The sequence below is a fragment of the Burkholderia sp. FERM BP-3421 genome (genome assembly GCF_028657905.1).
GTDB lineage: Bacteria > Pseudomonadota > Gammaproteobacteria > Burkholderiales > Burkholderiaceae > Burkholderia.
This window is the reverse complement of sequence record NZ_CP117782.1, coordinates 1981122-2002396: the sequence shown is the minus strand read 5'-3', so window position 1 is coordinate 2002396 and position 21275 is coordinate 1981122. Positions and strand designations below refer to the sequence as shown.

General features: G+C 69.8%; 19 protein-coding genes. 8 read left to right on the top strand and 11 right to left on the bottom strand.

Annotated features, from left to right (window positions below):
• Positions 1-31: 31 nt before the first annotated feature.
• Entirely contained in the window at positions 32-991 is a 960-nt protein-coding gene (locus Bsp3421_RS24940) for a LysR family transcriptional regulator (RefSeq protein ID WP_273998516.1), read from the bottom strand.
• 205 nt (positions 992-1196) lie between these two features.
• On the opposite strand from Bsp3421_RS24940, the gene Bsp3421_RS24935 reads away from it, so the two are divergent.
• From Bsp3421_RS24935 to Bsp3421_RS24925, 3 genes are read left to right on the top strand one after another with little or no spacing between them, the layout of a single operon-like run.
• Positions 1197-2507, top strand: coding sequence for an MFS transporter (locus tag Bsp3421_RS24935; protein ID WP_273998515.1), 1311 nt, complete (start codon positions 1197-1199; stop codon positions 2505-2507).
• A gap of 1 nt (position 2508) precedes the next feature.
• Positions 2509-3762 (top strand): Zn-dependent hydrolase, encoded by a 1254-nt coding sequence (locus Bsp3421_RS24930; protein WP_273998514.1) that lies wholly within the window; start codon positions 2509-2511, stop codon positions 3760-3762.
• A 59-nt stretch (positions 3763-3821) separates the two neighbouring features.
• The gene (locus Bsp3421_RS24925; protein WP_273998513.1) at positions 3822-4847 is read left to right on the top strand and encodes a histone deacetylase family protein; all 1026 of its coding nucleotides are present in this window, start codon (positions 3822-3824) and stop codon (positions 4845-4847) included.
• 21 nt (positions 4848-4868) lie between these two features.
• Here the strand turns inward: Bsp3421_RS24925 and Bsp3421_RS24920 are convergent, their stop codons facing one another.
• The 7 genes from Bsp3421_RS24920 to Bsp3421_RS24890 all read right to left on the bottom strand — a co-directional run bounded on the left by Bsp3421_RS24920 (position 4869) and on the right by Bsp3421_RS24890 (position 13108).
• On the bottom strand, positions 4869-6065 hold the full coding sequence (locus Bsp3421_RS24920; RefSeq protein ID WP_273998511.1) for a chromate transporter: 1197 nt from the start codon (positions 6063-6065) through the stop codon (positions 4869-4871).
• 142 nt (positions 6066-6207) lie between these two features.
• Entirely contained in the window at positions 6208-8568 is a 2361-nt protein-coding gene (locus Bsp3421_RS24915; protein ID WP_273998509.1) for a bifunctional diguanylate cyclase/phosphodiesterase, read from the bottom strand.
• A gap of 189 nt (positions 8569-8757) precedes the next feature.
• Positions 8758-9630 (bottom strand): PhzF family phenazine biosynthesis protein, encoded by an 873-nt coding sequence (locus Bsp3421_RS24910; RefSeq protein ID WP_274004344.1) that lies wholly within the window; start codon positions 9628-9630, stop codon positions 8758-8760.
• A gap of 20 nt (positions 9631-9650) precedes the next feature.
• A complete protein-coding gene (locus Bsp3421_RS24905; RefSeq protein WP_273998508.1) occupies positions 9651-10109 on the bottom strand; it encodes a RidA family protein in 459 nt (152 codons plus the stop codon).
• 99 nt (positions 10110-10208) lie between these two features.
• Positions 10209-11390, bottom strand: coding sequence for an aminotransferase-like domain-containing protein (locus Bsp3421_RS24900; RefSeq protein ID WP_273998507.1), 1182 nt, complete (start codon positions 11388-11390; stop codon positions 10209-10211).
• Between the two features lie 62 nt (positions 11391-11452).
• Positions 11453-12388, bottom strand: a complete 936-nt coding sequence (locus tag Bsp3421_RS24895; protein WP_273998506.1) for a DMT family transporter — start codon at positions 12386-12388, stop codon at positions 11453-11455.
• A 42-nt stretch (positions 12389-12430) separates the two neighbouring features.
• A complete protein-coding gene (locus Bsp3421_RS24890) occupies positions 12431-13108 on the bottom strand; it encodes a VOC family protein (RefSeq protein ID WP_273998505.1) in 678 nt (225 codons plus the stop codon).
• Between the two features lie 161 nt (positions 13109-13269).
• On the opposite strand from Bsp3421_RS24890, the gene Bsp3421_RS24885 reads away from it, so the two are divergent.
• Positions 13270-14742, top strand: coding sequence for an aminotransferase-like domain-containing protein (locus tag Bsp3421_RS24885; protein ID WP_273998504.1), 1473 nt, complete (start codon positions 13270-13272; stop codon positions 14740-14742).
• Here the strand turns inward: Bsp3421_RS24885 and Bsp3421_RS24880 are convergent.
• On the bottom strand, positions 14734-15027 hold the full coding sequence (locus Bsp3421_RS24880; RefSeq protein ID WP_273998503.1) for a hypothetical protein: 294 nt from the start codon (positions 15025-15027) through the stop codon (positions 14734-14736). The genes Bsp3421_RS24885 and Bsp3421_RS24880 overlap by 9 nt on opposite strands.
• Before the next feature lie 279 nt (positions 15028-15306).
• Here Bsp3421_RS24880 and htpG point away from each other — a divergent pair, with 279 nt between their 5' ends.
• Genes htpG through Bsp3421_RS24865 form a run of 3 tightly spaced genes read left to right on the top strand, consistent with a single transcriptional unit; the run spans position 15307 to position 18322 of the window.
• Complete coding sequence (htpG, locus tag Bsp3421_RS24875; protein WP_273998502.1) at positions 15307-17205, top strand: molecular chaperone HtpG; 1899 nt, start codon at positions 15307-15309, stop codon at positions 17203-17205.
• A gap of 2 nt (positions 17206-17207) precedes the next feature.
• Positions 17208-17825: a chorismate--pyruvate lyase family protein gene (locus tag Bsp3421_RS24870; protein WP_443111523.1), complete on the top strand. Its 618-nt coding sequence runs from the start codon at positions 17208-17210 to the stop codon at positions 17823-17825.
• The gene (locus tag Bsp3421_RS24865; RefSeq protein WP_273998500.1) at positions 17822-18322 is read left to right on the top strand and encodes a DNA-deoxyinosine glycosylase; all 501 of its coding nucleotides are present in this window, start codon (positions 17822-17824) and stop codon (positions 18320-18322) included. The genes Bsp3421_RS24870 and Bsp3421_RS24865 overlap by 4 nt, the downstream gene beginning before the upstream one ends.
• Positions 18323-18545: 223 nt before the next feature.
• On the opposite strand, the gene Bsp3421_RS24860 is transcribed toward Bsp3421_RS24865, so the two are convergent.
• A complete protein-coding gene (locus Bsp3421_RS24860) occupies positions 18546-19133 on the bottom strand; it encodes a hypothetical protein (protein WP_273998499.1) in 588 nt (195 codons plus the stop codon).
• Positions 19134-19186: 53 nt separating this feature from the next.
• Positions 19187-19705, bottom strand: a complete 519-nt coding sequence (locus Bsp3421_RS24855; protein ID WP_273998498.1) for a hypothetical protein — start codon at positions 19703-19705, stop codon at positions 19187-19189.
• Positions 19706-20333: 628 nt separating this feature from the next.
• Here Bsp3421_RS24855 and Bsp3421_RS24850 point away from each other — a divergent pair.
• Positions 20334-21251, top strand: a complete 918-nt coding sequence (locus tag Bsp3421_RS24850) for a spermidine synthase (RefSeq protein WP_273998496.1) — start codon at positions 20334-20336, stop codon at positions 21249-21251.
• Positions 21252-21275: the final 24 nt, after the last annotated feature.

Sequence of the window (21275 nt, the reverse complement as noted above, 5' to 3'; positions counted from 1 at the left end):
GAAGCCGGCCGCGCGCCGGCTTCGTCGCGTGTCAGGTGCGCGGCGCGAGCCGCTCCTCGAACGAATAACGCTGCATGGTGCGCTGGAAGCCGTCGACGAACGCGCGCTCGGCGGCGTTCATCTTGCGGTCGCGGTGCCACAGCAGAAAGATCTCGACGTCCACCAGCCCGTCGTCGGGCGGCAGGCGCCAGAGGCGCTGCTGCAACAGGTCGTCGCGCACCGTGTGCTCGGGCAGGCAGCCGATGCCGTAGCCGGCGAAGATCAGCCGGCGCACCTCGTCGAGGCTCGGCGAGGACGCGACGATCCGCCCGGTGAAGCCTTTCTGGTCGCGGAACACGGTGAGCGGCGAGAGACTGTCGCCGATCTGGTCGCTCGTGAACGACACGAAGTTTTCCGCGAGCAGGTCGTTCATGGTCAGCTGCGACTGGCCGAACAGCCGGTGATGGCGGCCGCAGAAGATCGCGTAGCGCTGGCGCAGGAACGGCGCGCGTTCGAGCTTGTCGACCGGGCTGCGGCACAGGCTCAGGCCCGCCGTCGCGGTTTTCCGCAGCAGCGACGAGATCACGTCGGACGCGCGCATCACGTCGATCTGCAGGTCGACGCGCGGATGCTGGCGATGGAACTCGGCGAGGAACAGGTCGTATGCGCCGGACTCGATCCGGCTCACGGTCAGGAGCCGGATCGTGCCGGTCAGGTCGGCGCGGTCGTCGAGTTCGGTGTCGAGGCGCGAGATGGTGCCGTAGATGTCGCTCGCGATCCGGTAGACCTCGCTGCCCGCCTGGGTCGGCTCGAAATGCGGGCCGCGGCGCCGGATCAGCGTGTGGCCGAGCGTGTCTTCGAGACGCTTGAGCGCCTGGCTCACGGCCGGCTGCGTGACGTGCAGGCGCGCGGCCGCGCGGCTCACGCTGCGCTCCTGCATGATCACGAGGAAGGTGCGCAGCAGGTTCCAGTCGAGGCGGTCGTTGAGGAAGCGGGCGGCATCGACGCGCATGGCGGCTCCGGATTACAGGTATTAGTTGAATTTATGCATTGAATAATAAACTGAAATTTGACTAATAATTAATGGGCGGCGATAAACCCCAGGTGCGTGCCCGATGCGCGCGCCGGGCGTGCCCACGATCCGTCCGCCACGACAATAAAACGCGTCCGCCCGCCGCGCCGGCCGGCGAAGACGCGCATCAGAGGAGCTTCGCATCATGACCGTCTCCGTTCCCGCCGCGCGCCAGCCGGTGCGCGCCGCCAGCGCCGCGTTCATCGGCACGATGATCGAGTGGTACGACTTCTACATCTACGCGACCGCGGCCGCGCTCGTGTTCGGCGAGCTGTACTTTCCATCGGGCGACCCGTTCCTGAGCACGATGGCGTCGTTCGGCACGTTCGCGGTCGGCTTTTTCGCGCGGCCGCTCGGCGGCGTGATCTTCGGCCATCTCGGCGACCGGATCGGCCGCAAGAAGGCGCTGATGACGACGCTGATGATGATGGGCGCCGCCACCGTCTGCATCGGCCTGCTGCCCGACCATGCGTCGATCGGCGTGTTCGCGCCGCTGCTGCTCGTGCTGCTGCGCGTCGTGCAGGGCATCGCGGTGGGCGGCGAGTGGGGCGGCGCGGTGCTGATGGCGGGCGAGCATGCGCCCGAAGGCCGGCGCACCTTCTTCGCCTCGTTCGCGCAGCTCGGCAGCCCGGCCGGGCTGATCCTGTCGCTCGTCGCGTTCCGCGCGGTGACCGCGCTCGACAAGGCCGACTTCCTCGCCTGGGGCTGGCGGCTGCCGTTCCTCGCGAGCGCGGTGCTGCTCGTGATCGGGATCCTGATCCGGCACGGCGTCGGCGAGTCGCCCGAATTCGAGCAGGTGCGGCGCGCGCGCCGCACCGCGAAGCTGCCGATCGCCGAGGTGTTCCGGTCGGCGTCCGGCCTCGTGCTGCTGTGCATCGGCGCGAACACGATCGGCATCGCCGGCGTGTACTTCACCAATACCTTCATGATCGCGTACACCACGCAGCATCTCGGCATCGGCAAGTCGACGATCCTCGACTGCCTGTTCGCGGTCGCGCTGATCCAGTTCTGCGCGCAGCCGCTTGCCGCCTGGCTCGCCGAGCGGCTCGGCGGCGCGCGCTTCCTGAAGCTCGCGGCGCTCGCGGCGATGGCGTCGCCGTATCCGATGTTCGTGCTCGTGCGCAGCGGCGAGCCGGCGTCGATCGTGATCGGCATCGCGCTCGCGGTGGTGTGCATGGCGGGCTTCTACTCGGTGATCGCGGGCTTCGTGTCCGGGATCTTCGCGACGCCTATCCGCTACTCGGCCATTTCGCTGTCCTACCAGGTGTGCGGGGCGCTCGCGGGCGGCCTCACGCCGCTCGCCGGCACCTGGCTCGCGCATCGCTACGCGGGCGAGTGGCTGCCGCTCGCGCTGTTCTACACCGCGCTCGCGGGCGTGTCGTTCGCGAGCATCGTCGCGCTCGATGCGCGCCGCGCGAACCGGACGCGCCCGGCCGACACGCTGGAGGCCCGCTGACATGACGCTCGCACTCGATGATCTGCCGGCCGTCGACGGCGCGCGGCTGTGGCGCGCGCTGACCGCGATGGCGCAGATCGGCGGCACCTCGAAGGGCGGCGTGCGCCGTCTCGCGCTGAGCGAAGAGGATCGGCGCGGCCGCGACCTGTTCGCGCAGTGGTGCCGCGACGCGGGCCTCGCGGTCAGCGTCGATGCGATCGGCAACCTGTTCGCGCGGCGCGCGGGCACGGAGGCCGGCGCGCCGCCGGTGCTGGTCGGCAGCCATCTCGACACGCAGCCCGAGGGCGGCCGCTTCGACGGGGTCTACGGCGTGCTGGCCGCGCTCGAACTGGTGCGCGGCCTGAACGACGCGGGCATCCGCACGCGCAAGCCGATCGAGCTGGTCGTCTGGACCAACGAGGAGGGCGCGCGCTTCGCGCCCGCGATGCTCGGCTCGGCGGTGTTCACGGGCGCGCTGGCGCTCGACGCGGCGCTCGCGGTGCGCGACGCCGAGGCGATCACGCTCGGCGACGCGCTCGACCGGATCGGCTATCGCGGCGCGCGCGCCGCGACCGGGCAGCGCGTCGACGCGTATTTCGAGGCGCATATCGAGCAGGGGCCGGTGCTGGAGGCGAGCGGCGCGGAGATCGGCGTCGTCACGGGCGGGCAGGCGATCCGCTGGCTCGACGTGACGCTCGTCGGCCAGCGCGCGCACGCGGGCACGACGCCGATGGGCTACCGGCGCGACGCGCTGTTCGCGTTCGCGGACCTTGCGGCCGGCATCGAGCGGGCGCTCGACGCCTATGCGCCGCGCGGCCTCGTGACGATCGGCTGCGTCGCGATTCCGGATGGGTCGCGCAACACGATCGCGGGCGAGGTCCGCTTCAGCGTCGATCTGCGCCATCCCGACGATGCGCAGCTCGACCGCATGACCGAGGCCGTGCGCGAACTGTGCGCGCGGGTCGCGGCCGCGCGCGGCGTGCGGGCCGAGGTGGCGACGCACTGGACCAGCGCCGCGACGCCGTTCGATCCGGCCTGCGTCGCCGGCGTCGCGGCGGCGGCCGATGCGCTCGGCTGCGTGCACGAGCGCATCGCGAGCGGCGCCGGGCACGACGCGATCCATCTGGCGCGCCATTGCCCGACCGCGATGGTGTTCATCCCGTGCGTCGGCGGCCTGTCGCACAATGCGGCGGAAGACGTGCTGCCCGCCGACGCGACCCGCGGCGCGCAGGTGCTGGCGGCGGCCGTGCTCGCGCGCGCGGGCGTCGCCGCCTGAATGCCGCTCCCGCTTGACCGTGCGCGCGCGAGCGCGCCCCAGACAGAAGGAACCGACCCATGCTGACATTCTTTCATCCTGACCAGACCCTGCATCATCCGCGCAACTACTATTCGCGCGGCCGCATGCGCACGCCGCAGGAGGTGCCGGCGCGCGCCGAGCGGCTCGTCGCGGCCGCGCACGCGCTCGGCTTCGAGGTGCGCGCGCCGGGCGACTTCGGGGTCGCGCCGCTCGCGGCGGTGCACGACATGAACTACCTGCGCTTCCTCGAAACCGCGCATCGCGACTGGACCCGATTGCCCGAGGACTGGGGCGACGAGGTGATGTCGAACATCTTCGTGCGCGAGCCGAACGCGCTGCGCGGCGTGCTCGCGCAGGCGGGCCGCTATCTGGCCGACGGCAGCTGTCCGGTGGGCGCGGCGACCTGGCGCGCCGCCTACTGGTCGGCGCAGAGCGCGCTCGCGGCGGCGGCGGCGGTGCGCGCGGGCGCGCGCGACGCCTATGCGCTGTGCCGGCCGCCGGGCCACCATGCGCGCGCGGACGCGGCGGGCGGCTTCTGCTACCTGAACAACGCGGCGATCGCGGCGCAGGCGCTGCGCGCGGACGTCGAACGGGTCGCGATCCTCGACACCGACATGCATCACGGGCAGGGGATCCAGGAAATCTTCTATGCGCGGCGCGACGTGCTGTACGTGTCGATCCACGGCGATCCGACCAACTTCTATCCGGCCGTCGCGGGCTTCGACGACGAGCGCGGCAGCGGCGCGGGCGCGGGCTACAACGTGAACCTGCCGATGCCGCACGGTTCGAGCGAGGCGGTGTTCTTCGCGCGCGTCGACGACGCGCTGCGCGAACTCAAGCGTTTCGAGCCGGACGCGCTCGTGCTGTCGCTGGGCTTCGACATCTATCACGAAGACCCGCAGTCGCAGGTCGCGGTGACGACGGACGGCTTCGGCCGGCTGGGCGGCCTGATCGGCGCGCTCGGCGCGCCGACCGTGATCGTGCAGGAGGGCGGCTACCACCTCGACAGCCTGGAGGCCAACGCGCGCGCGTTCTTCGAGGGGTTCGGCGCCGCGCGGCGCTGATGGCGCGCGGCGCCGGCCGCGTCAGTGTGAGACGAACAGCAGCCAGGCGCCGCATGCGAGCGCGACCGCGCCGTACACCGCGTAGACGGGCAGCCTGAAGCGCGCGAAGCACAGCGTCGCGAAGGCGCCCGTCATCCAGTACACGGGCTCGGCCGGCACCTTCACGACGATCCGCAGCACCGCGACCAGCAGGAACGCGGTGGTGGACGTGCGCAGCAGCCGCATGCCGTGCGCGAAGCGCGGATCGTGCTGCAGCCGGCGCACGTGACGCTGCGCGAACACGACGAGGCAGCCGGACGGCACGAACAGCGCGACGGTGGCGAGCAGCGCGCCGCTCCAGCCGTCGGTCAGATAGCCGAGGAACGGCACCACGTTGAGCAGCGGGCCGGGCGAGACCGGCGACAGCGCGAAGGCGAGCGTGAAATCGTGCTCGCTGATGCCGGTGCCGGGCGTGACGAACAGCGTCTTGAGCACCGGCAGCGCGGAGAAGCCGCCGCCGAACAGGGTCATGCCGGCGCCGGCGAGGCGCGGCCACAGCAGGCGCGCCGCGTAGTCGCCCGGCATCGGCAGCGCGAACACCGCGACGAGGAGCGCGAGCGCGACGAGCAGCCGGCGCTCGCGCGCGCGCAGCGCGACGTGCAGCCGCTTGCCGGGCTCGGCGCAGGTGAGCCAGCCGGCCGCGAAGGCCGCGGCGAGGATCACGACGAAGGCGGCGGGGCTGTGCGCGAGCGCGAGCAGGAGGGTCGCGCAGACGGCGACGCCGCGTTCGAGCGGCGCGCGCACGAGCGTGCGCACCTGCCGGAACCAGGTCACGCCGATCAGCGCGGCGAGCACCATGCTGAAGTGGCGCAGCATGACCGGCCCGGCGAGCGTGCGGATGAGCGGGGTCTGGTAGAAGATCGCGAACAGCGTCATCAGCACGAAGAACGGCAGCACGCTCGCGACGCCGGCGGTCCAGGCGCCGGCGCGGCCGCGCAGCGTCTGGCCGAGCTGGATCGCGACGTTGCAGCCGACCGGCCCGGGCACCATCCAGGCCAGCGCGACCAGATCGGCGAACGCGTGGGGACCGATGCGGCGTTCGTGGTCGACGTAATGGCGCTGGAGCTGCGCCATCATCGCGAGGCCGCCCCACGACAGCGCGGAGATGCCGGCCATGACCTTGAACAGTTCCCACAGCGACTCGCGTTCGCTGGTTTCGACGGCATCCAGGCTGAGCATGATGGCGTTCTGGCTCTCTCGACGGCGTGCGCGGCCCGCGTGCGCCGATCGGGAAATTGTGCGACGCGCGTCAGGCGGCGGATATGAGCGGAAACACTATGGCGTTTCCCCGTTTGATCAGAGGAAAGCGGCGGGCGGCGGATCAGTTCGCGTCGGAGGGATCGCGGGTCACATCGGCCGCGTGGCGGCGTTCGCCCAGGCGCGCGCCGTCCGCGCCGCGCACGCCGAAGCGCGCGAGCAGGGCGGGGATGCCGTCGGCGGGCACCGGCCGCGAGAACAGGAAGCCCTGCGCCTCGATCTGGCCGAGCGCGGCGAGCCAGGCGATCTGCTCGTCGGTCTCGGTGCCCTCGACCACCACGGTCAGGCCGAGCGAGCGCGCGAGATGGACGATCGACGCCACCATCACGCAGACGCTGCGGTCGCCCGGGATCGCCTGCACGAACGAGCGGTCGACTTTCAGCGTGTCGACCGGGAAGCGGTGCAGGTAGGACAGCGACGAGTAGCCGGTGCCGAAGTCGTCGAGCGCGATCCGCAGGCCGAGCTGCTTGAGCGCGGTGATCTTCTCGGACACCAGTTCCGGATACTCCATCATCGCCGTCTCGGTGATTTCCAGTTCGAGCCGGCTCGCCTCGACGCCGGTTTCGCGCAGCGTGCTCGAGATCGTGTCGATCAGGTCGCCGCGCCAGAACTGGACGGGCGAGATGTTGACGGCGAGCGTCAGCGTCGCGTGGCCGTCGCGCTGCCAGAGCGCGAGCTGCTCGCACGCGGTGCGGATCACGAAGTCGCCGATCGGCACGATCAGGCCGGTCGATTCGGCGATCGAGATGAATTCGTTCGCGGAGATCACGCCGTGCTCCGGATGGTTCCAGCGCGCGAGCGCCTCGAAGCCGGTGATGCAGCGCAGCGTCAGGTCGATCTTCGGCTGGTAGGCGAGGAACAGCTGGCCTTCGGCGAGCGCGACGCGCAGCTGCTGCTCCCAGCGCATCAGGTGATCGGCGCGATGCGACAGGTGCGGGGCGTAGAACTGGTAGCAGTTCTTGCCGGCGTCCTTCGCGCTGTACATCGCGAGGTCGGCCTTCTTGAGCAGATCGATCTCGCTCTCGTTGGCGACCGAGTGCAGCGCGATGCCGATGCTCGCATGCAGCACGAACGCGCTGCCGCGCACTTCGAACGGTTCGCCGAACATCTTGATGATGGTTTCCGACAGGCGCACCGCGTGCCGCTCGACGTCGTCGCCCTTGACCACCACCACGAACTCGTCGCCGCCGATCCGCGCGAGCGCGCCTTCGTCGCGGACCGCGCCCGCGAGCCGCGCCGCGGTCATCTGCAGCACCACGTCGCCCGCGTTGTGGCCGAGCGTGTCGTTGACGGTCTTGAAGTTGTCGAGGTCGATGAACAGCAGCGCGAGCCGCGCGAGACTCGACGGCAGCGCGACGTCGTTGCGCAGCCCGCGCAGCGTCGCGTAGCGGTTCGCGAGGCCCGTCAGCAGGTCGTATTCCGCGAGCTGGGTCATCTCGCGCTCGCGGCCGAGCAGCTTGCCGATCAGGCCCGTCGCGACGCCGAAGAAGGCCAGCATCGCGAGCGTGATGAAGGTCGTCATCAGCAGGTAGATGTTGCGCGTGTGATGGTAGTCCGAGAACTCCTCGGTCTGCGACAGCCCGACCATCACGCCGAGCGGATAGCCATCGAGGTGGCGGTACGACACGATGCGCGCGACGTTGTCGATCGGATCGACATAGGTGCCCGACGCGCGTTCCGCGACCGGGTACACGCCGGATGCGGAAAACGCGCCCGGCGCGTTGTCCAGCGAGCCGGTGCGGCGCGCGAGCACCGCGCCCGTGTCGGACACCACGGCGATCACGCCGTCCCGCCCGATCGCCGCGTTGTTGTAGAAGTCGCTCGTGAAATAGCTCGGGTCCTCCGACACCACCACGATGCCCGCGAACGAGCCGTCGGGATGGTTGAGGCGGCGCGTGATCTGCAGCGTCCAGTGGCCGGACACGCGGCCGAGCACCGGCTTGCTGATGTACAGCAGGTCGGCGCTGTTGTGCTGGTGCACCTTGAAGTGCTCGCGGTCCGACAGGTCGATCGGGCGCGGATTGGGGTCGGAGGTGTTGGCGATCAGCTCGCCGCGCGCGTTGACGATCGAGACCTGGACCAGCGTGTCGCTCGGCACCACGCCTTTCTCGACCGTGGCCGACAGGTTGAAGTGGTCCGGTGACTTCTCGAACTCGTACTTCACGAAACGGGTGATCTGGTCGACCTGATGGATCGCCTTGATGGTGTGCTGCTCGAGCGCGGTCGACAGGATCGCGGCCGACGCGGTGGCTTCCCGGTATGCGCTGTCCTTCTCGACCGAGAGGCGCGCGACGATCACCGCCCACAACAGCACGAGCGCCAGGATCCCGAGCACCGGGATGGCGAACAGGGCGCGTCGCCGCGGTTTGCGCGGCACGCGCGGCGGCCGCACGATATGCGGGGCCGGGGGCCGAGAGGCACTCATCGGACGGTCAGAATCCTTGCGCGCAGAGGCGTCCCGCAGGAAGCCGAATTCAATGATGGGCCGCGCTGGCAGCGGATTAGGCCCGATATTACTGAATGGTCCGAAATTAAGATAGCTGGTCTGAGATATCAGCTTGATCGAGGGGGGCGCGGGAAGCGGGAGTCCGCCGCGGCGGACTCCCGGGGAGCCTTACCGGAGCCGGATCCGGCCGTCGATCACGGTGACGGCCGGGCCGCCGATCCAGATTTTCCCGGAGGCGTCGTCGTAGCGGACCGCGATGCGGCCGTCGCGGCCGATCGCGGTGCCCTGGCGGGCGGTGTAGGCGGGGCCGGGACGCCGCCCCTGGCGGTCGAGCAGGCCCGCGATGGCTGCGTTGGCGCTGCCGGTGACGGGATCCTCGCCGATCCCGAATGCGTCGCCCGTCATCAGGCAGCGCACCTCGAAGGTGGCGGGGCCGTCGGCCGGATGCGGCGCGTAGGCGGCGAGCCCGGCTGCGCCGACCGAGGCGGCGAGGCGCTTGAGCGCGTCGAAGTCCGGCTGCAGCGCGAGACAGTCCGCCGCGCGCGCGAGCCGCACCACGAGCCACGGCGCGCCGTTGTCGACGCCGTGCGGCGTGGCGTCGAATTCGATCGCGCCGGTGCGCAGCGCGGCCGCGAGCGCCGGGTAGTCGCGCTCGGGCAGGGGCGTCAGGCGCGCGGGCGGCGCGGCGAACGCCCAGCCGCCCGCGTCGTCCTCGGCCAGCTCGACGAGCCCCGCGCCGCACTGCTGGACCAGCCGGCCCGGCGTGCGCGGCGCGCCGCCGGCGTCGAGAAACGCGTGCGCGCTGCCGAGCGTCGGATGGCCGGCGAACGGCAGCTCGCCGCCCGTCGTGAAGATCCGCACGCGGTAATCGGCGGCGGGATCGGTCGGCGCGCACAGGAACGTCGTTTCCGACAGGTTGGCCCAGTGCGCGATCGCGCGCATGTCGGCGTCGCCCAGCGCATCCGCGTCGAAGACGACGGCGAGCGGATTGCCCTTGAACGGCGTCGACGTGAACACGTCGACCTGCTTGAAGCGGACCATCCCGTCGCGGAGGGAATCGCTCACGCGACCTCGGCGATCAGTTCGATCTCGACGCACGCGCCGAGCGGGATCTGCGCGACGCCGAACGCCGAGCGCGCATGCTTGCCCGCCGCGCCAAACACGTCCGCGATCAGCTCCGACGCGCCGTTGGTGACGAGGTGCTGCTCGGTGAACTCGGGCGTCGAATTGACGAGGCTCATCACCTTGACGATGCGCGTGACCTTGTTGAGGTCGCCCGTGTGCGCGTGCAGCGTGGCGAGCAGGTCGATCGCGACGCTGCGCGCGGCGGCCTTGCCTTCCTCGGTGCCGAGCGTCGCGCCGAGCTTGCCGGCCCATACCTTGCCGTCCTTCTTCGCGATGTGGCCGGACAGGAACACGGTGTTGCCGGTCTGGGCGCTCATCACGTACGCGGCGGCGGGCGCGGCCGCGGTGGGCAGCTCGATGCCGAGGGTCTTGAGGGTGTCGTAGACGTTTGCCATCGGGGGGAATCCTCGCAGGACAGGGGGAAGGGATGCCCGCGGCGCGAGCCGGCGGGCGGAGGGCGCCGCGCGCGCCGACGGGGCGCGCGCGGCGCGGTATCACAGGCGTTCGCGGATCAGCGCGCCGAGCTGGGCGATGCCGGCCTCGATCTTCTCGGGCGGCACCGTGACGAACGACAGGCGCAGCGTGTTGGCCTGCGCGTCGTCCGCGAAGAACGGCGCGCCCGGCACGAACGCGACGTTGCGGGCGATCGAGGCGTCGAGCAGCTGCATGCTGTCGAGCCCGGCGGGCAGCTTGACCCAGATGAACATGCCGCCTTCGGGGCGGTTCCAGCTCACGCCTTCCGGCATGTGGCGCGCGAGCGACGCGAGCATGGCCTCGCATTGCGCGCTGTAGAGCTGGCGGATGGTCGGGATGTGGGTGTCGAGGAAGCCGTCGCGGATCACTTCGTACGCGATCCGCTGCGTGAGCGACGGCGTGTGCAGGTCGGTCGCCTGCTTCGCCTGCACGAGCTTGAAGTGCAGTTCCTCGGGCGCGATGATGTAGCCGATCCGCAGGCCGGGCGCGAGCACCTTCGAGAACGTGCCGAGGTGGACGATGTGGTCGGGCGCCATCGACAGCATGCTCGGCAGCGGCTCGCCCGCGTAGTTGAGCGCGCCGTACGGATCGTCCTCCAGCACCGGGAACGGGCTCGACTGCGCGAACGCGGCCAGCGCCCGGCGGCGCTCGACGGGCGTGCGGCGGCCGGTCGGGTTCTGGAAATTCGGTTGCGCGTACAACAGGCGCGCGCCGCGCGTCAGCTCGGGCGTGAACTGGTCGGGCAGCAGGCCGGCGTCGTCGGTTGGCAGCTGCACATAGCGCGGCTCGTACAGCGAGAACGATTGCAGCGCGCCGAGGTAGGTGGGGGTTTCCACCAACACCGGGCTGTCCGGATCGATCAGCACCTTGCCGAGCAGGTCGAGCGCCTGCTGCGAGCCGGTCGTGATCAGCACCTGCGACACCCGCACCCGGTAGCGCTCGGCGATCCATTCGCGCAGCGGCAGGAAACCTTCCGTCGCGCTGTACTGGAGCGCCGCGCCCGGCGCGTCGCGCAGCACCCGATCGGCGGCCTCGCGCATCCGTTCGGCCGGGAAGGTCGCGGGCGAGGGCAGGCCGCCCGCGAACGAGATCACCTCGGGACGTTCCGTCACCTTCAGGATCTCGCGGATCGCGGAGCTGGTCAGCTTGCGCGCGCGCTGGGAAAGCGGCCAGTTGGACGGCTGCAGGTCATTCGGTTTCATAGTCTCCTCTGTCTTCGTCATCAGGGTCGGTCAGGTCGAAGCCGTCATTATCGCTTGCCGGTTCAGCTCGCGCGAGCGGCTTGCTGCGAGGCGGGCGGGGCGGATGGGACGGGCGCGGTGCCGACGGCCGCGCGGCGGCCGAGCATCACGGTGGCGATCACGGCCGCGGCGAACAGCCAGGTCGACGGCGCGACGCGCTCGCCGAACAGCAGCGCCGAGAAGGCGATCGTGAAGAAGATCTGCAGCAGCTGCACCTGGCCGACGCGGGCCGTGCCGCCGATCGCGAGCCCGGCGTACCAGGCGAAGAAGCCGATGAACTGCGAGAACAGGGTCACGTAGCCGAAGGCGAACCAGATGCGCAGCGGCACCGGGCCGGGGTGCGTGCTGAAGTGGGTCCAGCCGAGCCAACCGACCGGCAGCACGAGCACCGGCGCGGACACCACGAGCGCCCAGCAGATCACCTGCCAGCCGCCGATCTGGCGCGCGAGGCGCGCGCCTTCCGCATAGCCGAGCGCGCCGATGCCGACCGCGACCAGCATCAGCAGGTCGCCGGGCTGCAGCGCGCCGCCGCCGTCGCGCAGCGCGAACGCGATCACGAGCGCGCTGCCGGTGAGGGCGCTCACCCAGAAGGCCTTCGACGGCCGCTCGCGCGACAACCACGCCGCGTACAGCGCGACGAACAGCGGCTGCAGGCCGTTGACGACCGCGCCGTGCGCGGCGGGAACGCTGCGCATCGCCCAGGCCGAGAACACCGGATAGGCGATCACCACGCCCGCCGCGACGACCGCGAGGCTTTTCAGCTGCGCGCGGTTCGGCAGCGGCTCGCGCCGCCAGGCGAGCAGCGCGGCGGCCGGGACGGCGGCGAAGAGGGCACGGCCGAGGCCGTTCAGCAGCGGATGGAAGGTCTCGACGACGACGCGCGTCATCGGCAGCGTGAGGCTGAAGATCATCACGCCGAGCAGGCCGAGCAGCATGCCCCGGGTTTCGCGTGAATTCATGACGGCAGGGTCTCCGGTGAGGGGAAGCGTGGATGGATGGCGTCAGCGCAGCGTGCGCGGGCCGTGCGGCGTGTCGAACTCGGCGACGAGCGCCGCGGCGCCCGGCGCGGCGGCAAGATCGAGCAGGTGGCCGGCGTCGAACCAGCGCAACTGCTCGCGCACCGTTTCCGGTTCCGGATGGACCGCCCGCAGCGCGCGCAACGCGACGCCGTCGTCGCGCAGCGCGGCGGACGGGTGGCGGGGGCTGTCCCACTGGATCAGCGACGGCAGGACGCCGTCGCCCGCCTCGCGCCAGGCGGGCCAGCCGCCGTCGGCGGGCACCGTCAGGCCCCAGCCGTAGTCGCCGCGCGCGAGCGCCACGACGGGCGGGATCCGTTCCGGATATTGGCGTTGCCAGACCGTAAGCCGGCGCGGCCGCTCGACCTGCGCGACCCAGTGCGCGAGATACGGGCCCTGTTCGAGCCGGGCCCGGGTGGTGGGCGCGTCGAGCGTGAACCAGCGCGGGCGCGACTCGCCGGCGGGGGCCTGCGGGTCGATCGCGATCACTTCCAGGTAGGCGCCGCCCCAGAGCCCGAACAGCCGGTTGTGGGTGCGCATCAGCGGATGCGCGCCGCCGCCGGACGGTTCCAGCCCGAGCGCGTCGGCGACGTGCGCGACGCCCTCGTCCAGCGTGCGGGCCGCGACGACGAGGTGATCGAGTTTCAGCGAATGGACGGCCATGACAAGAAAACGGGGTTTGAACGGGCGAAGCCGCCGGAGGCGGCCCGGAGAGACGGCGCGGCGGGACGCGCCGGGATGGAAAAACTGTAATCGCGCGCACCTGCACAGTAACGGTACAATCGGCGCGATACTCTTCGGTACAGTTCAGTTTGGGGTGCACGATGTCCACGGTTCCGCTCGACCAGATTCCCGTTCCGCATGACACGTCGACGCTGACGCTGGTCGATCAGCTGGTCCAGTGGGCGCGCCGCCGGATCGACGAGCGGGTGTTCCGGCCGGGGATGCGGATGCCCTCGATCCGCAAGCTCGCGATCGACAAGAGCGTGTCGCGCTTCACCGTGGTCGAGGCCTACGAGCGGCTGGTCGCGCAGGGCTATCTCGATTCGCGGCGCGGCTCCGGCTTCTACGTGCGCGAGCGCGCGGGCGCGCAGCCGGGCGGGCTGGCGGCGCGCGGCCCGAGCGAGGCGGGCGGCGTGCACAACACGATCGACGTGGTTTGGCTGCTGCGCAACATGCTGCACACGGCGAGCCCCGAGAAGGGGCCGGGGCTCGGCTACCTGCCGGGTCGCTGGCTCGACGGCGAGCTGATCACGAGCGCATTGCGCGCGCTGGGCCGGCAGGCGGGCGCGCAGATGCTCGGCTTCGGCACCGCGCAGGGCTTCCTGCCGCTGCGCCAGCAACTGCAGACCCGCCTCGCGGAACTGGAGATCGGCGCGACGCCGGATCAGCTCGTGCTGGTGTCGGGGATCACGCAGGCGATCGACCTGATCGCGCGGGTGTTCGTGCGGCCGGGCGACGCCGTGATCGTCGGCGATCCGGCGTGGTTCCAGATGTTCGGCCGCTTCGCGTCGCAGGGCGCGCAGCTGGTGGGCGTGCCCTACACGCCGGACGGCCCCGATCTCGACGCCCTGGAAACGCTCGTGCAGATGTGGCGGCCGAAGATGCTGGTCATCAATTCGGTGCTGCAGAACCCGACCGGCACGTCGCTGTCGGCCGCGCAGGCGTTCCGCATCCTGAAGCTCGCGGAGGCCTACGATTTCCTTGTCGTCGAGGACGACGTCTACGGCGACCTGTGCCCGCCGAGCTATCCGGCCACGCGGCTCGCGAGCCTCGACCAGCTCAAGCGGGTGATCTACCTGGGCAGTTTCTCGAAGACGCTCGCCGCGAACCTGCGGGTCGGCTACGCGGCGTGCGCGCCCGAGATCGCGCGGGCGCTCACCGACCAGAAGATGCTGGTCGGCATGACCACGCCCGAACTCAACGAGCGGGTGCTGTACAAGGTGCTGACGGAAGGGCATTACCGGCGGCACGTCGAGCGGCTGCGCGCGCGGCTCGACGGCGTGCGCGACAAGACCGCGCGGATGCTCGAACGCAGCGGGATGCGGCTCTTCACGATGCCGGCCGCGGGGATGTTCCTGTGGGCGGACACGGGCGTCGACTCCGACGCGCTCGCGGCGGCCGCGCACGAGGCGGGCTTCCTGCTCACGCCGGGCAGCCTGTTCTCGCCGCAGCAGTCGCCGTCGACGTGGACGCGCTTCAACGTGGCCAACTGCGGGGATCCGGCGCTCGCGACGTTCCTCGCGCGTTATCTCGACTCGGTGGCGCGGCGCGTGGTGGAGGCGGGTTCAGCCTGAGGGCGGCGGACGCCTGTCGCGCAGCGTGCGGGCGCGCTTCCAGATCCGGAGGCCGATGAACGTGCCCAGTGCCGTGGCGACGAACGAGCAGGTCAGCATGTAGTAGACGTCGACCCGCGCGGAGGCTTCACAGCAACGCGCGTCGAACAGGTCGTCCAGCCACAGTGAGAATTCGACGGGCGGCGGCGGGATGGCGGTGGGATGGCGGCCCCACCAGTACGCGACCGCCAGCGTGGCGAAGATCTGCCACAGTGCGACGAGACCTGACCTGGCGAGACGCTTCATCGGACCGTTACCGTGCCGGGCCGGCCATCTGCCGGTCGGTTCGAGGAGCGCTCGTCGAGTTCCAAATGGCGGTGGCGCATGGCGAGTATTGATGGAAGCGGGCAGGACCGGCCATTACACCGCAAGCCCCGCCGCCGGAACATGAGATCATTCGCAAACTCAGCCTCTTGAAAACGGCGCGCGCATCCTCATCTGGGGCGCGGTCGTGCATCGCGTGTCCGGGCCCGCCGCTCGACACGCCGCCGGTTTTTGAAATGATCGCAATCGAAGGATAGACAGATGACTCAGCAAACCATGAGCTTTCAGGCCGAGGTCAAGCAGCTCCTCCACCTGATGATTCATTCGCTGTACAGCAACAAGGAAATCTTCCTGCGCGAACTCGTGTCGAATGCGTCCGACGCAGCCGACAAGCTGCGCTTCGAGGCGCTCGAGAACGGCGCGCTGTACGAGAACGATCCGAACCTGCGCATCCGCATCGGCTTCGATCCCGCCGCCCGCACCCTCACGATCGACGACAACGGCATCGGCATGAGCCGCGACGAAGCGATCGCGAATCTCGGCACGATCGCCCGCTCGGGCACCAAGGAATTCTTCTCGAAGCTGTCGGGCGACCAGCAGAAGGACGCGGCCCTGATCGGCCAGTTCGGCGTCGGCTTCTACTCGGGCTTCATCGTCGCCGACCGCATCACGGTCGAGACCCGCCGCGCGGGCCTGCCGGCCTCGGAAGGCGTGCGCTGGGAAAGCGGCGGCGAGGGCGACTTCTCGATCGACGCGATCGAGCGCGCCGCGCGCGGCACCACCATCACGCTGCACCTGCGCGAAGGCGAGGACGAGCTGCTGTCCGCGCATCGCCTCAAGTCGATCGTGCGCAAGTACTCCGACCACGTCGCGCTGCCGATCCTGATGCAGCAGGAAGCGTGGGACGCCGAGAAGGGCGAGATGGTCGCGAAGGACGAAGACGAGACCGTCAACCAGGCGAGCGCGCTGTGGACCCGCGCGAAGAGCGAGATCAGCGACGAGCAGTATCAGCAGTTCTACCAGCACCTCGCGCACGACCACCAGAATCCGCTTGCATGGACCCATAACCGCGTCGAGGGCCGCAGCGAGTACACGCAACTGCTGTACGTGCCGTCGCACGCGCCGTTCGACCTGTGGAACCGCGACTATCGCGGCGGCCTCAAGCTGTACGTGAAGCGCGTGTTCATCATGGACGACGCCGAGCAGCTGCTGCCGCAATACCTGCGCTTCGTGAAGGGCGTGGTCGATTCCGCCGACCTGCCGCTCAACGTGTCGCGCGAGATCCTGCAGGAAAGCCGCGACGTGAAGGCGATCCGCGAAGGCGTGACGAAGCGCGCGCTGTCGATGCTGGAAGAACTGGCGAACGCCGAGGACGATGCGGGCAAGGAACAATACCGCACGTTCTGGAGCGCGTTCGGCCAGGTGCTGAAGGAAGGCGTGGGCGAGGATCAAGCGAACCGCGAGCGCGTCGCGAAGCTCGTGCGCTTCGCCTCGACGCACGGCGGGACCGATGCGCAGGACGTGTCGCTCGCCGACTACGTCGCGCGCATGAAGCCCGAGCAGACCCGGATCTACTACGTGACCGCCGACACCTGGCAGGCCGCGACGCACAGCCCGCACCTCGAGGTGTTCCGCAAGAAGGGCGTCGAGGTGCTGCTGCTGACCGACCGCGTCGACGAGTGGATGCTGTCCTACCTGCAGGAATTCGACGGCAAGCCGCTCGCGAGCGTCGCGCGCGGCGACCTCGATCTCGGCGCGCTCGACGACGCGGAGAAGAAGGCGCAGGAAGAGACGGGCGAGGCGTTCAAGCCGCTCGTCGAGAAGATGAAGGAAGCGCTGGGCGACAAGGCGAAGGACGTGCGCGTCACGTTCCGGCTGACCGATTCGCCGTCGTGCCTCGTCGCCGACGACCACGACATGAGCGGCTACCTGCAGCGCATGCTGAAGGCGGCGGGCCAGAGCGGGCCGGCGATGCAGCCGATCCTCGAGGTCAACCCCGAGCATCCGCTCGTCAAGCAGCTGCAGGCGGACAGCCCCGAGTTCGGCGACTGGTGCCATCTGCTGTTCGACCAGGCGCTGCTCGCGGAAGGTGGTGCGCTCGAAGATCCGGCGAGCTTCGTGAAGCGGACCAACACGCTGCTGCTGTCGCGCGCGGCGTGATCGTGACGCGGTTCGACGCGGCCGGCGCCGGCTGGCGCGCGACGCCGCGTCCCGGTTGCTCGGCCGCGCAGAAGGACTGGCTGACGCGCGGCGGTTCGCTGACCGCGCATCTCGCGGGGCTCGGCCCGGTGACGGTGCGCGTGACGCGCGAGATCGTCGGCGTGCCGTGGGCCGACGAGCATGCGGCGCTCGCGCGCGGGCCGCGCGTGCCGATGTGGGTGCGCGAGGTCGTGCTGGCGGTGGACGGCGTGCCGTTCGTCGCCGCGCACAGTCTCGCGCCGCTCGCCGCGAGCAAGGGCGTGTGGCAGGCGATGCGTCGCTTGCGCACGCGGCCGCTCGCCGAACTGCTGTACAGCGATCCGCAGGTCACGCGCTCCGCGCTCGTGAGCCGGCGCGTGATCGCCGGGCATCCGCTTCATGCGCTGGCGCTGCATGCGCTCGCGTCGCGCGAGGCCGCGCCGCATGCGCTGGTCGCGCGCCGCTCGGTGTTCGAGCGGCATGGGGAACCGTTGATGGTGACGGAGTGCATGCTGCCGGCACTGTGGCGGCATCTGGCCGCGCGCGAGGCCGGCGCGCCGCGCGCGGACGGTGCCGTGCCGGGCGCAAGAGGATGCCGATGACGTTCAAGCGCTGCTTTCCCCCGGTGGTCGATGCGCGCACGCGCGTGCTGATCCTCGGCAGCCTGCCGGGCGAGCGCTCCCTGGCCCACGGCCAGTACTACGCGCATCCGCAGAACAAATTCTGGCTGCTGGTCGGCGCGGTGATCGGCTGCGATCTGGTCGCGCTGGCCTACCCCGCGCGGCTCGATGCGCTGCGCGAACACCGGATCGGGCTGTGGGACGTCGTGGCGGAAGCGCGGCGCGCCGGCAGCCTCGACAGCAACCTGCGCGATCTCGCCAGCAACGATCTGATCGCGCTGATCGGAACCCTGCCCGATCTGGCGGCGATCGCCTTCAACGGCGGCACCGCGGCCAAGGTCGGCACGAAGACGCTCGGCGAGGCGGCGCAGCGCTATCAACTGCTTGGCCTGCCGTCGAGCAGCCCCGCGCATGCGTCGGTTCCCTATGCGGCGAAGCTCGACGCGTGGCGCGCGCTGCAGCGCTACGCGGGGCGTTGATACCCCCGCGGCGAGCCGATCGCCGGTGGAGCGACCGGGTTTGCGCCGCGCCCGCCCTCAGGGCCGGCGCGGTCTCGCGCTGATCGCTGGGCAAGGGCGATCGCGCGATCGGCGCGGTCGTCATGGCGCACGGCCGACCGCCCCTCCTGCCCGCATGCCGCGTCGGCGCGTGCCCGACGCAGGCCATGCGGCGCGACCGAGCCGTCGCTTCAGCCGCGCCGGCTTATTTCTGCAACTCGGGCGCTTTTGCCAGCGCTGTCTGGAGCTTGGCAACCGCATCGGCCGTCGCGAGCTGCCCGGCCAGGCCGAGGTTGTGCTTGAATTCGCTGAACTCCGCGTGGCCGGTGCCCGTCACGTCCTGGCTGACCACGGTCTGACCGCCCGGGTCAGCGACCGTGCAGGCGAGCGTGACCGAGAAATCCGTCGGCGGCCAGGTCACGAGGCTCGGTGACGACGACGACGTCTTGATCGTCGGCGTGATCACGTAATCCAGATGCTTGGCCTGAATCGTGGCCGCGTCCGGCGCGCTCTTGAGCTTGGTCACATTCTTGAACACGTGGCCGAGACCGACGTACAGCGGCAATTCGAGGTCGTGGTAGGGGTGATAGCTGACCTTGTCGCCGCCGCCGCCCGGCGTGATCGCTTCCATCGCCAGCTGCTCATCGGTGATGACGAGCCCGATGGTCTTGTCGAGCGGCTGGGTCGACAGCGCCGGAATCTTGCTCGTGTCGCCGGTCAGCGAAATTTCATGCGCGCAGCCGGCCAGTGCCGCGACCATGCTCGCGGCCGCGACGATTCGAATCAATGTCATTGTTTTCAGGTCTCGTTGAGTGTGGTGGTTTGATGCTGGGTGGAACGGGCGATTTATTGAATCGCCTCGAGGAAGGCCGGATCGGCATACAGTTCGCCGAGCAGCTTTTGCACGGCGAGCGGATATTCTTCACGCGCCTTGGGCACGGCGATCATGGCCGCGAACGACGAATCCCATTTCGTGCGCGCGGACTTGATTTGGTCGTAGCGCACCGCGCCCGATCGCATCACGATGAAACGTGCCGACAATCTCGCGGCGCCGTTGGCGAGACCGACGTCGATGTCGTTTTCCAACAGAGTCGCCTTGATCTCGACATCGCTTTGCGGCGAAAGCTTGCCGGCCATCTGCAATTCCTTCGTCATCGCATCGGCGAGATAGGCGCCGAATGAATCGCCGATCGGCGACTTCATCAGGTTCGCGCGCAACGGCACCGGATAGGGATTCCTGGTATCCGCATGCGATTCGAATGCGCCGACTTTCGCCTGCGCGCCCGTGGCGTTCTTGAGCGATTGAATGTTGTCGACTGCGGGGGAGTAGGGCGGAGCGACCATGGAACAGGCGCTCAGGAACACGATCGGCGCAAGCAGGCCGACTGCGCGAATGACGCTGGGCATCGTTGTTTTACCTCGTGACTGTTGAAGTCTGCGGACAGGGAGGTCCGGACGGCCAGGCCGCCCGGTGCGCGATCAGTGGAATACGCGCATGCGTCTTTCAAATATCTTTCTGTCTGAAGGATTTGACCCTGCTCAGGGATATCGGCGTGAAAGGACGAATCTTGAATCGCGTGTAAACAATGGCTTGGATTGTTGGCTGGGCGGCTTTTCTGAGGCGAATCAGCCCGGATGTCGAATCGGCGCGAATCACGATCCATTCGAATGATGCGCGTCGCATTGCCGGGAAACGCGTGATGACTCTCCGGGATGGTCCGCCGGATTAAGCGGGCGAGGCGCGATTTGAACGCGCTTCGGCCCGGAAGTGAAAACCATGCTCCCGATACCGTGGGAATGCCGCCTGTCCCGATAACCGCAATGGCAGCGCGTGCGACGAGATCTGCCCGGTCGATTGCCGAATCATCGACACGCGCGGCGTCGGGGCGCGGACGTGCCGGCGCAAGCGGTCCCGGCCCTGCCATCCCGTCCGGATGCTATCCTCTCGTCCGATTCAAAACCCACTACCGCGCCGCCGGCGCAAGATTGCCTCATGACCCGACTGATCAAGCGCGCCTCCGCCGAGGCGCGCGCATTCAAACGCGGCAAGCCGTCCGCCTACAACGGCTCCGTGAAACTCCAGCCGTCGCGCGCGAAGCGCCGCGCCGACCACGACGAGCAGGACGACCATCCGGTGCTCGACGCGCCGCGCAAGCCGCGCTTCGCGCCCGTCACGTTCTCCGAGGAACGCGGCGTGCGCTACCTGCACTTCGGCACCGAGTGGGTGCAGGGGGCGATGCGGATCTCGAAGCCGCTCCACATCGAGCTTGAATACGCGCAGCAGATGATGGCGTGGCTGCTGTTCCTCGAAACGCCCGAACGCGTGGTCCAGCTCGGGCTCGGCACCGGTGCGCTGACCAAGTTCGCGCATCGCTTCCTGCCGCGCGCGAAGGTCGAGGCGGTCGAGCTGAATCCGGCCGTGATCGTCGCCGCGCACACCATGTTCGAATTGCCGCCCGACGACGCGCGCCTCACGGTGCGCGAAGCCGATGCGTGGGACTTCGTCAACGATCCCGCCCAGCGCGGCACGATCGGCGCGCTGCAGATCGACCTGTACGACGCGACCGCGCGCGGCCCGGTGCTCGACAGCGTCGCGTTCTACCGCGCGGTGCGAGGCTGCCTCGCCGAGGCGGGCATGGCCACCATCAACCTGTTCGGCGACCACCCGAGCTTCGTGCGCAACATGAAGCACCTGAACGCGGCGTTCGACGGCCGCGTGATCGCGCTGCCCGAGGTGCACGACGGCAACCGCATCGCGCTCGCGTTCTCGGGCCCGGCGCTCGAGGTGAGCTTCGCGCAGCTCGACGCGCGCGCCAAGCTGATCGAGGCCGAGCTGAAGCTGCCCGCGCGCCGCTGGGTGAAAGCATTGAAAGCCTCGCTCGACACCCGCGCGGACGTCTTCACGATCTGACGACGCCCGCTTCGGGTTCGCCCC

Coding starts and splice junctions, on each gene's coding strand:
- Bsp3421_RS24940 (WP_273998516.1), bottom strand. CDS start 991: ATGCGCGTCGATGCCGCCCGCTTCCTCAACGACCGCCTCGACTGGAAC.
- Bsp3421_RS24935 (WP_273998515.1), top strand. CDS start 1,197: ATGACCGTCTCCGTTCCCGCCGCGCGCCAGCCGGTGCGCGCCGCCAGC.
- Bsp3421_RS24930 (WP_273998514.1), top strand. CDS start 2,509: ATGACGCTCGCACTCGATGATCTGCCGGCCGTCGACGGCGCGCGGCTG.
- Bsp3421_RS24925 (WP_273998513.1), top strand. CDS start 3,822: ATGCTGACATTCTTTCATCCTGACCAGACCCTGCATCATCCGCGCAAC.
- Bsp3421_RS24920 (WP_273998511.1), bottom strand. CDS start 6,065: ATGCTCAGCCTGGATGCCGTCGAAACCAGCGAACGCGAGTCGCTGTGG.
- Bsp3421_RS24915 (WP_273998509.1), bottom strand. CDS start 8,568: ATGAGTGCCTCTCGGCCCCCGGCCCCGCATATCGTGCGGCCGCCGCGC.
- Bsp3421_RS24910 (WP_274004344.1), bottom strand. CDS start 9,630: ATGGTCCGCTTCAAGCAGGTCGACGTGTTCACGTCGACGCCGTTCAAG.
- Bsp3421_RS24905 (WP_273998508.1), bottom strand. CDS start 10,109: ATGGCAAACGTCTACGACACCCTCAAGACCCTCGGCATCGAGCTGCCC.
- Bsp3421_RS24900 (WP_273998507.1), bottom strand. CDS start 11,390: ATGAAACCGAATGACCTGCAGCCGTCCAACTGGCCGCTTTCCCAGCGC.
- Bsp3421_RS24895 (WP_273998506.1), bottom strand. CDS start 12,388: ATGAATTCACGCGAAACCCGGGGCATGCTGCTCGGCCTGCTCGGCGTG.
- Bsp3421_RS24890 (WP_273998505.1), bottom strand. CDS start 13,108: ATGGCCGTCCATTCGCTGAAACTCGATCACCTCGTCGTCGCGGCCCGC.
- Bsp3421_RS24885 (WP_273998504.1), top strand. CDS start 13,270: ATGTCCACGGTTCCGCTCGACCAGATTCCCGTTCCGCATGACACGTCG.
- Bsp3421_RS24880 (WP_273998503.1), bottom strand. CDS start 15,027: ATGAAGCGTCTCGCCAGGTCAGGTCTCGTCGCACTGTGGCAGATCTTC.
- htpG (WP_273998502.1), top strand. CDS start 15,307: ATGACTCAGCAAACCATGAGCTTTCAGGCCGAGGTCAAGCAGCTCCTC.
- Bsp3421_RS24865 (WP_273998500.1), top strand. CDS start 17,822: ATGACGTTCAAGCGCTGCTTTCCCCCGGTGGTCGATGCGCGCACGCGC.
- Bsp3421_RS24860 (WP_273998499.1), bottom strand. CDS start 19,133: ATGACATTGATTCGAATCGTCGCGGCCGCGAGCATGGTCGCGGCACTG.
- Bsp3421_RS24850 (WP_273998496.1), top strand. CDS start 20,334: ATGACCCGACTGATCAAGCGCGCCTCCGCCGAGGCGCGCGCATTCAAA.